A 13,611-nucleotide genomic window follows, 5' to 3' on the forward strand; every position below is an offset into this window, starting at 1 on the left:
GGGGGGCGGGGGGGGGGGGGGGGGCGGCCGCCCGGGGGGGGGGGGGGGGGGGGGGGGGGGGGGGGGGGGGGGGGGGGCGGGGGGGGCCCCCCCGGCCCGGTGGGCCGGTCTCACCTCGCCTGCTCGACGACGCGGGCGGCGACGGTGAGCGCCGCCGCCGCCGCGATCGAGGTGATCGTCCGGACGTGGTTCCAGGCGGTCCAGCTGGGCAGGTACTCCGCCCACCGCCGCGCCGCGTCGACGTCGTCCGGCGACACCCCGGCCAGCGCGTCGTTGCGCGGAACGTGGTAGACGATCGTCACCACGATCGCGACGAGGTACAGCACGCTGCCGACGAGGCGCAGGGCGGCGCCCGGCCGGTCGAGGTCCAGCGCCGCCGAGACGCCGAGGACGGCGCAGGTCAGCGCCGTGCCCAGCAGGGCCGTCATGAACCAGCCGGTGGGCGCCCACCGGTTGATGCCCTGCATCGCCTGCAGGCCCTGGGCGGGCGGCAGCCCGTCGAGCGCCCGCATCACGAACACGGAGAAGGCGAAGAAGACGCCGCCCACGACGCCCGAGCCGACCGCCGAGACGATCGTGAGCGGGGCCAGCACTCGTTCAGTCATCGGATTTCCTGGCCGCTGTCGGCAGCGCCGGGCGCCGGGCCGGCGCGCCCGGTCATGGTGGTCGTCGCGTTCGTCGTCATGCGATCCAGTCAAGCCCGGCCGGCTGAGACGGCCCATGGCCCAGAATCTCGGATCCATACGCGGACGTCCACCAGGCCCCGCCCACGGCCGGATGCCACGCACCACCGCCGGGTCAGCCAACCCGGCCACCCGCCGCCGGTGGATCACTATCATTCCGGCTCATGGACGCCCTGGCCGGAATGCTGGACGGGCCCCGCGCCCGGGGGGCGTTCGCGATCCGCTCGGTCATGTCCCCGCCCTGGTCGATGCTCATCAGGGACCAGGCGCCGCTGACTGTCGTCGCGGTCGTGCACGGCGAGGCCTGGGTTCTCCCCCGGGACGGCCCCGCGGTGCGGCTGCGCGCGGGCGACGTGGCCGTGGCCCGCGGGCCCGACCCGTATGTCGTCGCCGACGACCCGGCGACCCCACCGCAGATCGTGATCCATCCCGGGCAGGTCTGCACCACGCTGTCGGGCGAGAGCCTCGCCGCGGAGATGGATCTCGGCGTGCGCACCTGGGGGAACCAGCACGATGGCGCGACGGCTCCGCCGACAACCATGCTCACCGGGACGTACCAGCATCACAGTGAGGTCAGCCGCCGGCTGCTCGACGCGCTGCCGACGCTGGCCGTCGTCCGCGCCGACGACTGGGACAGCCCGCTGGTGGCGATGCTCGCCCAGGAGATCGGCCGGGACGACCCGGGCCAGGCCGCCGTCCTCGACCGGCTCCTGGACCTGCTGCTCGTCACCGCGCTGCGGGCGTGGTTCGCCCGCCCCGACACCGACGCGCCGCCGTGGTGGCGGGCCAACAGCGACCCCGTCGTCGGCCACGCGCTGCGGCTGCTGCACAACCACCCCGAGCGCCCCTGGACGATCGCCGCCCTGGCCGCGGCCACGGGTGTCTCCCGCGCGTCGTTCGCCCGCCGGTTCGCCAGCCTGGTCGGCGAGCCCCCCATCGCGTTCCTGACCGGCTGGCGCCTCACACTGGCCGCCGACCTGCTCCAGGAGCCTGAGGCGACGGTCGGCGCGGTGGCCCGCCAGGTCGGCTACGGCAGTCCGTTCGCCCTCAGCACGGCGTTCCGCCGTCGGTACGGCGTCAGCCCGCAGCAGTACCGCGCTCGGGCCCGCGGTGAGCAGGCGAGCCTGCCGTCGCTCGTGAGCGGCGGCGGACCAGCCGAGGGTTCCTCTCCCGGCTGACCACCGACTCCCACCCGGTCAGCGGGCGCCGGGACGCCATCGCAGCGTGGCCCGCCGAGCACCGGGACGGACCGGCATCACCGGCTGTCGCCCAACCGACGTCCCGGGATGGCCCGGCGCCCTGCCCGGCCACACTCCGGACGACCGGCGAGTGGCAGAGTGGGTACATGTCACAGAGCGTGCCGCCAGGCTGGTACGACGACCCGTCAGGGCAGCCCGGCGCTCGATGGTGGGACGGCAACACGTGGACCGACCACACCCAGCCGGCACCGCCCCCGCAGCCCGCCCCGGCGCACCACGGCCCGGCGCATCCGGGTCAGCAGCAGCCCGGGCAGTACCAACAGCAGGGCCAGCCCCAGCAGACCGCGGCTCAGCAGCCGTACGGCCAGCCGGGGCAGCAGGTCCCGTCCCAGAACGGGCCGGGGCCGGGCGGCTGGGGCGGCCCGCAGGGCTACCAGCCGCCGCCCGTGCAGACCAGCCACACCCCGGACCGGGTCCAGCGGCAGGTCCGCGAGCAGGCCGGGGTGCACGTGCCGGCGCAGGGCGGCGGTTCGCTGTTCAGCGAGCCGGTGCTGGTCGTCAACCAGAAGACGAAGCTGATCGAGTTGACGAACGAGTACGCCGTCTTCGACCAGAACGGGAACCAGATCGGCTCGGTCGTCGAGGTCGGCCAGAGCGCGTTGAAGAAGGCCGTGCGCTTCGTGTCGTCGGTCGACCAGTTCCTCACCCACCGGCTTGAGGTGCGTGACGCCGCCGGTGTGCCGCAGCTGGTGCTGACCAGACCGGCGAAGCTGTTCAAGTCGAAGGTGGTCGTGACGCTGCCCGACGGCCGGGAGGTCGGCAGCATCGTCCAGCAGAACGTGTTCGGCAAGATCCGGTTCGGTCTGGAGGCCGGCGGCACGACCCTCGGGATGATCAAGGCCGAGAACTGGCGGGCGTGGAACTTCTCCATCGTCGACCAGAACGACACCGAGGTCGCCCGGGTGACCAAGACCTGGGAGGGCCTCGCCCGGACGCTGTTCACCACGGCCGACAACTACGTGGTGCAGATGCACCGGCCGCTGCCGCAGCCGATGCTGAGCCTCGTGGTGGCGTCGGCCCTGACCATCGACACCGCGCTGAAGCAGGACTCGAACTGAAGCAGAACGTGAAGGGCCTGGGTTGAGCCGCTGGCGCGGGCACCGGCTACCGGTGCCCGCGCCAGCGCTGCTCCGCTCGCTCAGCCGGCCCAGACGGTCTTGAGGTTGCAGAACTCCCGGATGCCGACCGCGCTCAGCTCACGGCCGTAGCCGGAGCGGCGGACGCCGCCGAACGGCAGCTCCGGATGGGAGCTGACCATGCCGTTGAGGAAGACCGCGCCGGCGACCAGGTCGGAGATGAACCGCTCCTGCTCGGCCGGGTCGGTCGTCCACGCGTTGGAGCCGAGCCCGAACGACGTCACGTTCGCCAGCTCGATCGCCGCGTCGATGTCCGGCACCCGGTAGAGGGTGGCCAGCGGGCCGAACGCCTCCTCGAGGTGCAGGCGCATCGCCGGGGTGACGTCGCCGACGACGGTCGGTGGGAAGAAGTACCCCGGCCCGGACGGTGCCGTCCCGCCACACAGGATGCTGGCGCCCTCCTTCACCGCGTCCGCGAGGAGCTCCTCGATGTCGAGCCGGCCGCCCTCGGTCGCCAGCGGGCCGATGTCGGTGCTCGGGTCCATCGGGTCACCGACCTTCAGGGCCGCCATCCCGGCGACGAACAGCTCGGCGAACTGCTCGTAGACGTCCTCGTGGACGATGAAGCGCTTCGCGGCGATGCAGGACTGCCCGTTGTTCTGGCAGCGGGCGGTGACCGCCACCTCGGCGGCGCGCGCGACGTCGGCGGAGGGCATGACGACGAACGGGTCGCTGCCGCCGAGCTCGAGGACGGTCTTCTTGATCTCCTGCCCGCACACGGACGCGACGGCCTGGCCGGCCGGTTCGCTGCCCGTGACGGTCGCCGCGGCGACGCGGGGGTCGCGCAGCACCGCCTCGACCTGCCCGGCGCCGATCAGCAGGGTCTGGAACGCGCCCTCGGGGAACCCGGCCCGGAGGAACAGGTCCTCCAGGTACAGCGCGCACTGCGGGACGTTCGAGGCGTGCTTGAGCAGCCCGACGTTGCCCGCCATCAGCGCCGGCGCCGCGAACCGGACGACCTGCCAGAGCGGGAAGTTCCACGGCATCACCGCGAGGACGACGCCGAGCGGCTGGTACCGGCCGAACGCCCGGCTCGCGCCGACCGAGCCCGGGTCGGCCAGCGTCTCGTCGGCGAGGAACGACTCCGCGTGCTCGGCGTAGAAGCGCATGCCCTTGGCGCACTTCGCCGCCTCGGCCTCGGCCGAGCGCAGCGTCTTGCCCATCTCGGTCGTCATCGTCACGGCGATCTCGTGCCGTTCCGCGTCGAGAATGTCGGCGGCCCGCCGCAGCAGCGCGGCCCGTTCGGCGAAGGTCGTCCGGCGGTAGACGGCGGCCGTGGCGCTGGCCAGGGCCAGCCGCTGCTCGATCTCGTCACCGTTGAGCGCGTCGAACGTCCTGACCACTGCGCCCGTCGCCGGATTGACCGACTGGATCGCCATGTCGCTCCCTCTGCTGTATCTGCCCGCTGGATCTGCCCGCCTGGCCGCCCAGACACGAGCCACGGCCGCCGTGGGGAGTGGGCACTCCCCGTCGTCGGCGCGGGCCCGTTCCGACTCCGCCGTCGGCGCGGCACTCACCGATCGACGCGATAATCCCCGATCTCGCCGCGACGTGCCGGCGCCTGGCACGGTTTGCCCACCAATTTGCCGATCAACCGGTCGACCGGGCTTCGCCGTTCCGCCCCGGCACCCGCCGCCACGAGCCGGACTTTAACAGAGTGAGCGATTACTTGTGTCAGGCGATCTGGGTGCCGCCGTCCACCGACAACACCTGCCCGGTGACGAACGCGGCGGCGTCCGAGGCCAGGTAGACGGCGGCGGCGCCGATCTCGGCGGGCAGGGCGGTCTGACGCTCCAGCACCGTGCGCCGGCCGATGGAGTGCAGCTCCGGGCCCCGGGTGGCGGCCAGCCGGGCGAACACCCCGTCCGGATGCCAGCGGCTGCCCGAGCTGACATCCCGGCTCATGTCCTCGGGGAGGGTCCCGTAGGGCGCGATCGCGTTGACGGTGATGCCCTGCCGACCGACCTCCTTGGCCAGCACCTTGGTGAAGCTGTGCACCGCGCCCTTCATCGCCGAGTAGACGGCGAGCAGCGGGTCGCCGACGATCCCCGACGTCGAGCCGATGTTGATGATCCGCCCACTCCCCCGCTCGATCATCCCGGGAAGCACCGCATGGGTGCAGTTCAGGGTGCTCATGATGTTGAGCGAGATGTCCCGCTCCCACGTCGCCGGGTCCGAGTCGGCGAACGCGTCGAGGTCGACATTGCCGCCGACGTTGTTCACCAGCACGTCGACGCCGCCCAGCCGCTCCCGCACGGCAGCCACCATGGCGACCACCTGCGCGCGGTCGGTGACGTCGGCGGCCTGCCACAGCACGTTCCCCGCGCCGGCGGCCAGCAGCTGCTCGCACACCCGACGGCCCTGCTCCTCATCCCGGCCGACGATGACGACGTTCGCCCGCTCGGCCGCGAAGGCGAGGGCGATACCCCGTCCGATGTTGGCGTTCCCGCCCGTGACAACCGCCGTGCGGCCGTCCAGCCCGGTCTCCATACTGTGCCCTTCCGTGTCCGGTGCGGGTACCCGCCGTCGCGCCGTTCCGCGGTGGCCGGCTCTCCCGAGGTTGCAGGCGTTCCCAAGACGGCGGGCGAAGCCCGGCCCGCCGGTCAGCCGACAGGCAGGTCGACGAGGACCTTCATCCGCCGGCCGTCGCGAAGATCTTGTAGAGCGTCGCGCAGGTCGGACAGGCCGACGTGGTCGACCCACCCCGCCGTCGGGTACGCGCCGCCCGCGATCAGATCGATCACCCGGGTGAACACCCCGGGGCCGTAGCCCAGCGACCCGGTCAGCTCGATCTCCCCCCGGGCCAGCACCCACGGCGCGAACTCGACCGGCCGCTCGGCGACCGCGATCCCGACGTAGCGCCCCCGGGCCCGCAGCACGGCCGGGGCCAGCCCGAACGTCCCGGGCACCCCGGCGGCGTCCAGCACCACGTCGACGCCGCGACCGCCGGTGCGGCGCCGGACCTCGTCGGCGACGTCGGTCGTGTTCGGGTCGAGGACGTCGGCGACACCGAGCCGCTCCGCCGCGGCACGGCGCGCCGGCGCCGGCTCGACGAGCAGGATGTCCGCCACCCCGACGGCGCGCAGCCCGAACACCACGCCCATCCCGATCGGCCCGGCACCGAACACGAGGGCGGATCCGCCCGCCTCGGCACCGGAGCGCAGCACGCCGTTGAACGCGACCGCCATCGGCTCCACCAGCGCGCCCTCGGCCAGCGACATCGACGCGGGAAGGCGGTGCACCATCGCCCGCGGGACGGTCGTGAACTGGGCCAGCCCGCCGCCGTTCGAGCAGATCCCGTGCGTCATGACCTGCCGGCACAGTTCGGGGAGACTGGCCTGGCAGCGGTCGCAGTCACCGCAGGAGTAGAGCGGCTCCACGCTGACCCGCTCACCGACGGCGACGTCGGTGACGCCCGCCCCGACAGCCGCGACCACCCCGGCGAACTCGTGGCCCACGATCTGGGGCAGCACGCCCCCGGTGAGCGGATGCGGCACCGTCGTACAGGCCCGCGGCCCGGAGAAGATCTCCGTGAGGTCGGTGCCGCACAGCCCGTTGTGGGCCACGGCGATCTTCACCTCGCCCGCCGCCGCCTCGGGCTCGTCGACCTCCTCGACGCGCAGGTCACCGGGGCCGTGTAACCTCGCCGCGATCATGGCGCCCGGACCTGGTCGATCAGTTCGCGCACCCGGGCGGCGCCGAGGCCGGCGGCCTCCGCGGCGGGCATCCCCTCGGTGGCCGGGGAGAGAACCTCGGGCCCGACCCAGCCGAGCGCGCCGATACCGTCCAGCACGCGGAACAGCCGGACAAGGTCGAAACCGCCGTCGCCGGGAAGCAGCCGGTTGAAGGTGTCCCGGGCGATGTCGTCCGGTGCCTCGGCGGGCCCGTCGGACACCTGCACCGCGAAGACCCGGTCGCCCGGGAGCGCCTCGAGCGCCGCGAAGTCGGGGTTCCCCCGGAAGAAGTGCCACGTGTCGAACACCAGGCCGCCGTTGGCCCGATCCGCCGCCGCGACGACGGCCATCGCGGCCGGCAGGTCCCTGATCGCCATCATGGCCATGAACTCGAGCTGGATCAGGGTGTCGAACTCCGCCGCGCGGTCACACAGCTGCCCGAACGCGGTGGCGATCTCCTCGACCGGGAGGTCACCGGTCGGGCGGGCGAACGCCGTCAGCGCCGCGGGCCGCAGGGCCGCGCACATGTCCAGCACCTCGTCCGCGGTGAAGGCGATGGAGCGCGAAGCCGTCATCGGCTCGCCGCCGTACCAGTTCATGAGCCCGTCGAGCACGATGCCGAGGCCCTGGTCGCGCAGCCGCCGCCCCAGCTCGGCGGGCGCGGTGCCGGTCTCCTGGGCCAGCGCCACGTCCAGCGGGCTGATCGAGATGCGGCCGAACCCGCCGGCGACCGCGGCCTCCACCCGCTCCGCTAGGGGGCGCTGCAGGCCCACCGTGCCGGACCACATCACCCAGCCGATGCTCTCCGCTGAACCGGTCATCCGCGGCACCTGCCCCTCAGTCACCCGGCACACTACGCCGGAAACGACACTCGATGCCACCATCGATATCCTGGGGCAGGTGTGGCGCGGCGTATAGTACGACTGTGGCGGGTGAGGTGTCAGCAGGGCTCGACCTCCGCGAGCGCACCCGGCGCGCCGTGCGGACCGAGCTGATGTCCGTCGCGATGGACCTCTTCGTTCGCAACGGCTACGAGGCCACGACGATCGACGAGATCGTGGCCGCCGCCGGAATGTCGCGCCGCAGCTTCTTCCGCTACTTCGGGTCGAAGGAAGACGTCGTCCTGGGGCACCTCGACGCCCTCGGCACGTCCCTGGCCGAGGCCCTGGACCAGCGCCCCGCGAACGAGGACGCCTGGACCGCGCTGCGCCGGGCCTTCGACGCCCTGATCGCCCACCAGACCAGCGACCCGCAGGCCGCCCTCTCAATGCGGCAGATGCTCGACGGCAATCCCGGGTTGCAGGCCCGCAACCTGGAAAAACAATGCCGATGGCACGACCGGCTCGCGCCCCAGATCGCCGCACGCCTCAGCTACCCGGGAACCGGACCCGCGGATGACAGTCCCGCGGGAGCTGGCGCCGTAGTCGACAGCCATCCGGGTGACAGCCACCCGGTGGCCGGCCCCGCCGCCGGCGCTCGCACAGCCGCGGTCATCGGCGCCGCGCTGGCCTGCATGGAGGCGGCAAACCGCGCCTGGATGGCCACCGACGGCCGCACCCCGCTGGCCACCATCCTCGACGACGTCATGCGCACCGTCCGCCCCGCCGCCTTCTAACCCGTCACACTCAGCCCAGGCCGGGTTCGGCGCAGGCCGGCCGATATCCAGCAGATCCGGATACCCGGGGCAGGTTCCCTATCTGATGGATTTCGCCGCAGTGCTAATCGCGTAACGGAGCGCCGCACTACATCCCCGCAACCACGCACGCACCCGTGCAGCGCGCAGAACCGAGCAGCCGGCTTTTAACCGGTGAGTTCAGGGCTCGAGTCCCTGATGGCCCACCTCAGAGGGCATATCCTGCGCATTCTTCAAGCATTCCCAAGGGCAATCCTTTGACTTTTTCGAGGACCCCGGAAGGCTGGCCGAGCCGGTTTTTGTGACGCCCGCAGAACCTTGCGGTTTCTCACCGGCTGCCACCGAGACTCCGAGTTTTCTTTGGTTCGCCGGGACATCCGTGACCCGCGCCGGCCCACGCCCAGAAACGTCGCGGGGCCGCCTTCGGCAGGTGTCTGGAGCACGAGACGGCCCGCCGGCAGAGGTTCCCCGGACCACCACTCCCGCGGCGGGCTCGGCGCGGCCTCAGAGCTTCTGGACCGTCGTGAGGATTCCCCGGGGGTCGACGCGGAGGATCACGATGCCGTTGTCGATATAGAAGGAGCCGTCGTCCGCGAGCGCGATCTTGTTCGGACCGAACAGCGGCTGGGTGGTGGCGGGCCGGCCGTCGTCCTGTGCGCCGAGCGCGTCGCCGTTGCCCGCGACAGTCGTGATGGTTCCGCGCGCGTCGACGCGGCGGACACGGTGATTGCCCGCGTCGGCTATGTAGACCTCTCCGGCATCGTCGATGGCGATGATCGGGGAGCTGTAGAGCTCGGTGCCTCCGAGGTCGAGACTCGCCGCGGTCGCCGGGCCGCCATCGCCGGAGAAGCCCTGTTGTCCCGTCCCGGCGACCGTTCGCACGGTTCCGTTTCTCTCGAGCATCCGGAGGGTGCTGGTGTCGAGGCCCACGGCATAGATCCGGCCGTCGCGTACGGCGAAGCTGAGGAGATAGTCGTCGAGGAGACGCGGCAGGCCCGCATCGGGGTCGATCTGACCGGGCAGGGGGGTGGCCGCGGTGCTGGGGCGGCCGACGCGGGCGACGCGGGTAAGTACGCCCGCGGCGTCGATCCGGTAGATGAGGGACGTGTCCGCGATGTAGATGTCGCCGTTCGCCGGGTCGAGGGCGATGCTGTCGTCCAGGGAGCTGAAGGAGATCGACGTCGCCGCTACCGGGCCGGTCGGGCGAGGGGCGAAGGCGGAGGTACCTCCACCCCCGGCGACGGTCGTGATCCGGCCAGAGGTGTCCAGGCGGCGGACCCGGCCGCTGCCGTTGTGGCCGTCCAGGATGTAGAGGTTCCCTTCCGCGTCCAGCGCCAGGCCGGTCGGGCCGTTGAGCCAGGCCGCCTTCCCCGGCCCGCCGTCGCCGACGGTTCCCGCGGCCCCTGTGCCGGCGACGACGCTGACCTTTCCGTTCGACTCTCGGCGCAGCACCCTGTTGCTCGCCTGGTCGGAGAGGTAGAGGACGCCGTGGGCCCCGACCACCCAGCCGCTGAACTGCCGCGGGATGGCGATCTCGGCGGCGCCTTCATCGTCCTCGGGCGAGGTGCCTTCGGCGACCGTGGTTCCGGGGTCGGCGCTGCCGTCGGCGGTGACGAGAACGACGCCGGTGACGGCCAGTGCGAGTGCGGCGAGGAGTCCTGTGACGGTCAGGACGACGCGCCGACGGCTGCCCCAGCCGTACCGACGGTCACCGAACGGGGTGCCGGCGAAGGGGTGGGTATCGCCGTCCGGGGCCGCGACCCGCTCCGTTCCGGCCCTGCCCGTCGCAGCGGGTGCCTCACCGGCCCCGCTGTCCCCTCCCACGTCCGTTGGTGCCGTGCCGCCCTCGGTCCGGTCCTGGCGGGTCCGCGGCGGGTCCAGCGCCGGGAGGTCAGCGCCGGCACCCGTGTCGGCATCGGGTGGAGTGCTCGGAGCCGGGCGCGGTGGGGGTGCTTCGAGACGCGCGGTGGCGGCTGTGAACACGTAGCCACCGGAGTCAGGACGCCTGGGCCCGCCGTCGCGGAGCGGGATCTCCTGCAGGCGCAGGATCAGGCCGGCGCGGGCGAGCCAGTCGGGCCCGTAGGCGGTGGCGGCCTCGGCGAGCGCGCCGCCGAACGCGGCCGCGTTCGCGTGCCGGTCCGCCGGCTCCTTTGCCAGCGCCTTCATCACGACATCGGCGACGGGAGCGGGAACTTCACCGAGGGCGGGCGGGGCCTCCTCGAGGTGCTGGCGTAGAAGTTCGGGAACGGGCTGTCCGGAGTCGAACGGCGACCGGCCCGCGAGCAGCTCGTAGAGGACGACGCCGAGGGAGTACTGGTCGGCGGCGGGACCGATCCGGCCACCGGCGATCTGCTCGGGGGCCATGTATCTGGGGGTGCCGACCGGATGGTCCGCGCTACCGGCGGCGCCCTCGAACATCGCGCCGATACCGAAGTCGGTGAGCTTCGGCTGACCCGCGGCGGTGAACAGGATGTTGTCGGGCTTGATGTCGCGGTGCAGCACACCGCGGACGTGCGCGTGGGCCAGCGCGTCGGCCATCGCGAGCCCGACGGCGCAGGCCGCCTCGGCCGGCAGCCGGTGCCGGGTGAGCGTCCCGCCGCCGAGCAGCTCCATGATGAGCAGACAGAAGTCCTCCCGGCCGACGAACTCGTAGATCCGCACAATGTGCGGGTGGTCGAGCCGGCTGAGCAAGCGCGCCTCGGCACGGAAGGTGTCGGTGAGGGAGGTGCCTTCCCCGAGGTCTTCGATCGGCAGGACCTTCACAGCCACGTCGCGCTCCAGGTCGCGGTGACGGCCGGCGAGGATCAGCCCGTACGATCCCGCGCCGAGCTCGTCCCCGAGGATGTAGGCGGGGAGCGCGGTGGCCACGCGTGTGCGGTCGATGGCGGGCAAGGCTCTTCCTTCAGGTCCTGGCCACGCTCGCCGCGACCGGCGGCGTGGGCGACGGAGTCGGCGACGGGACCATGGGGGTCGATGCCGGGGGCGTCGACGTCGTGACCGGGCTCGGCGACGGTCCGGGGGCCGGGCGCGCCGTGGATGGGACGGCGGGCGACGGGCAGGGCGGGTCCGTGCACGGCGGCTGCGCGACCCGGACGGCCCGCATCCGGTCGGCGCCGCCGTCGAACAGATACAGGATGCCCTGGCTCTCGTCCAGCGCCAGGCCGTAGACCTGCCGGATCTGGGCGTCCACCGCGGGCCCCCCGTCGCCGGTGAGATCGGACTCGCCGGTGCCGACGATCGTGGTGACCACGCCGGAGGCGTCGACACGGCGGATCCGGGACCGGTCGGAGAAGTAGAGTGCGCCGGCCGAGTCGACGACGATGGCGGCGCCCGAGGGGTCGATCTGCGCTTCGGTGGCGGGGCCGCCGTCGCCGGAGTACCCGGCTTTCCCGGTTCCGACGACGGTGGTGATCATCCCGTCGGGGGTAACGCGCCGGATCCGGTTGTTGCCCCCGTCGACGACGTAGAGGCTGCCGTCCGGCCCGAACGCGAGGCTCTGCGGGGCCCGGAAGAAGGCGCGGGTCGCCGGGCCGTCGCCGTCGCCGCCGTCCGCGACCCCGCTGCCGGCGACCGTCGTGATGACACCGTCCGTGCCGACCCGACGGACCCGTTCATTGGACTCGTCGGAGATGTAGAGGTTGCCCTGCCCGTCGAGGGCGAGGCCCGCGGGCGTGCGCAGCATGGCCTTCGTGGCGGGGACGCCGTCACCGGAGAAGGTGAGACCGTCGTCGCCGACCGGCCCGTCGTACCCGGCCTCGCCGGTCCCGGCGACCGTGGTGATGATCCCGTGGGTGTCGACCCGGCGGACCCGGTTGTTGCTGGAGTCCGCGATGTAGAGGGACCCGTCCCCCGCCACAGCGATGTCGCTGGGCGCCTGGAGCTGGGCCCTGGTGGCCGGACCGCCGTCGCCGGAGAACCCGGCGATGCCGTTGCCGGCCACGGTCGTGACGATGCCGTCGCGGTCGACGCGCCGGACCCGATGGTTGAAGTAGTCCGCCAGGTACATGTAGCCACGGGGCAGATCGAGCGCGAACCCTCCCAGGGAGTCGAACACCGCGAAGGTCGCCGATCCGCCGTCACCAGAGATGTCCAGGCCCTCGACACCGAAGATTGAGATGATCGTTCCGAGTGGCAGACTGGCCGGCTGCCAGGCCGGCGGCTGGAGCGTGGGCGCCGCCGGCTCGGGGTGCCACAGCGCCCAGCCGACCCCGCCGCCCGCAGCCACGCCGAGAGCGAGGGTTAGCACCAGGAGCACCGCCGTGGCGCCGACCCCCGCCCACGCCAGCGGGCGTCGCCGTACCCGCCCGTCCCCGCCCGCCCCGCCGGCACCGGTCAGTCCACTGAGCCGGCTGGTGGTGAGGGCGCGCAGGTCGTCGGCGATCCGGATCGGTGCGCCGCAGGCCTCGACCCAGCCCCGACCGAAGACTCTGGTGGCGGCGCGGGCGAGGTCGACGGCGAACGCGCGTGCGTCCGGGTGGCGGTCCTCGGGGCGCTTGGCGAGGCTGCGCATGACCATGTCGGCGAGCGGCCCGGGCACCCCGGGTGGCGGCGGGGGGACGACCTCGAGATGGTGCCGCAGCAGCACCGGCAGCGATACCTGCCCCGGGACCACCGGGCTGCCGGAGAGAAGCTCGTAGAGCACGGCGGCCAGCGCGTAGAGGTCGGTGGCGGGGCTCAGCCGCCCGCCGGTGATCTGCTCGGGAGCCATGTACCTCGGTGTGCCGACGACCCGGCTGGCCGTGGAGGCAGAACCCTCGATGACCTTGGAGATGCCGAAGTCGGCGAGTTTGGGCTGGCCGTTCTCGGTGAACAGGACGTTGGCCGGCTTGATGTCGCGGTGCAGCGCACCCTGCCCGTGAGCGGCCGCGAGCGCGTCGGCCAGTGCGAGGACGACCGCGCACGAGGTCTCCGGGCGCAGCCGTCGGTCCGCCAGGGAGCCGCCGCCGAGCAGCTCCATGACGAGCAGGCACACGTCCCCACGGGCCACATAGTCGTAGGTGCGCACGATGTGCGGATGGTCGAGTCGGGACAGCACCCGGGCCTCCGTGCGGAAGTCCACGGCTGCCCGGGGCTCGGCGTTGGCGAGTACCTTCACCGCCACCCGCCGGTCGAGCTCCTGGTGGTGCGCGGCGAGCACGAGACCGAACGCGCCGGCGCCCAACTCGGAGCCGATCGTGTAGCCCGGCAGCGCGGCGGCCACCCGCCCGCGGTCAACGACGGCCACGA

At 72.8% G+C, this 13,611-nt stretch carries 10 protein-coding genes; 3 read left to right on the forward strand and 7 right to left on the reverse strand.

Annotation, left to right across the window (positions count from 1 at the left end; genetic code table 11):
- Positions 1-110: 110 nt before the first annotated feature.
- A complete protein-coding gene (locus MXD62_RS19635; RefSeq protein ID WP_248830976.1) occupies positions 111-605 on the reverse strand; it encodes a DUF1772 domain-containing protein in 495 nt (164 codons plus the stop codon).
- Positions 606-847: 242 nt separating this feature from the next.
- On the opposite strand from MXD62_RS19635, the gene MXD62_RS19640 reads away from it, so the two are divergent.
- Both MXD62_RS19640 and MXD62_RS19645 read left to right on the forward strand, forming a co-directional pair.
- Positions 848-1,861: an AraC family transcriptional regulator gene (locus MXD62_RS19640; protein ID WP_248830977.1), complete on the forward strand. Its 1,014-nt coding sequence runs from the start codon at positions 848-850 to the stop codon at positions 1,859-1,861.
- A 167-nt stretch (positions 1,862-2,028) separates the two neighbouring features.
- Positions 2,029-3,000, forward strand: a complete 972-nt coding sequence (locus MXD62_RS19645; RefSeq protein WP_248830978.1) for a phospholipid scramblase-related protein — start codon at positions 2,029-2,031, stop codon at positions 2,998-3,000.
- Between the two features lie 80 nt (positions 3,001-3,080).
- Here MXD62_RS19645 and MXD62_RS19650 read toward each other — a convergent pair whose 3' ends face one another.
- The 4 genes from MXD62_RS19650 to MXD62_RS19665 form a co-directional block, all read right to left on the reverse strand.
- Entirely contained in the window at positions 3,081-4,457 is a 1,377-nt protein-coding gene (locus MXD62_RS19650; protein ID WP_248830979.1) for an NADP-dependent succinic semialdehyde dehydrogenase, read from the reverse strand.
- Positions 4,458-4,752: 295 nt separating this feature from the next.
- Complete coding sequence (locus MXD62_RS19655; protein ID WP_112105555.1) at positions 4,753-5,568, reverse strand: SDR family NAD(P)-dependent oxidoreductase; 816 nt, start codon at positions 5,566-5,568, stop codon at positions 4,753-4,755.
- Between the two features lie 113 nt (positions 5,569-5,681).
- A complete protein-coding gene (locus tag MXD62_RS19660) occupies positions 5,682-6,734 on the reverse strand; it encodes an alcohol dehydrogenase catalytic domain-containing protein (RefSeq protein ID WP_248830980.1) in 1,053 nt (350 codons plus the stop codon).
- On the reverse strand, positions 6,731-7,573 hold the full coding sequence (locus MXD62_RS19665; protein WP_248830981.1) for a sugar phosphate isomerase/epimerase: 843 nt from the start codon (positions 7,571-7,573) through the stop codon (positions 6,731-6,733). Before MXD62_RS19665 ends, MXD62_RS19660 begins: the two co-directional genes overlap by 4 nt.
- 104 nt (positions 7,574-7,677) lie before the next feature.
- On the opposite strand from MXD62_RS19665, the gene MXD62_RS19670 reads away from it, so the two are divergent.
- Positions 7,678-8,367 (forward strand): TetR/AcrR family transcriptional regulator, encoded by a 690-nt coding sequence (locus MXD62_RS19670; RefSeq protein WP_248830982.1) that lies wholly within the window; start codon positions 7,678-7,680, stop codon positions 8,365-8,367.
- 522 nt (positions 8,368-8,889) lie between these two features.
- Here MXD62_RS19670 and MXD62_RS19675 read toward each other — a convergent pair.
- A complete protein-coding gene (locus tag MXD62_RS19675; protein WP_248830983.1) occupies positions 8,890-11,277 on the reverse strand; it encodes a serine/threonine-protein kinase in 2,388 nt (795 codons plus the stop codon).
- Between the two features lie 10 nt (positions 11,278-11,287).
- On the reverse strand, positions 11,288-13,609 hold the full coding sequence (locus MXD62_RS19680) for a protein kinase (protein WP_248830984.1): 2,322 nt from the start codon (positions 13,607-13,609) through the stop codon (positions 11,288-11,290).
- Positions 13,610-13,611: the final 2 nt, after the last annotated feature.

The organism is Frankia sp. Mgl5 (assembly GCF_023242985.1).
Classification (GTDB): domain Bacteria; phylum Actinomycetota; class Actinomycetes; order Frankiales; family Frankiaceae; genus Parafrankia; species Parafrankia soli.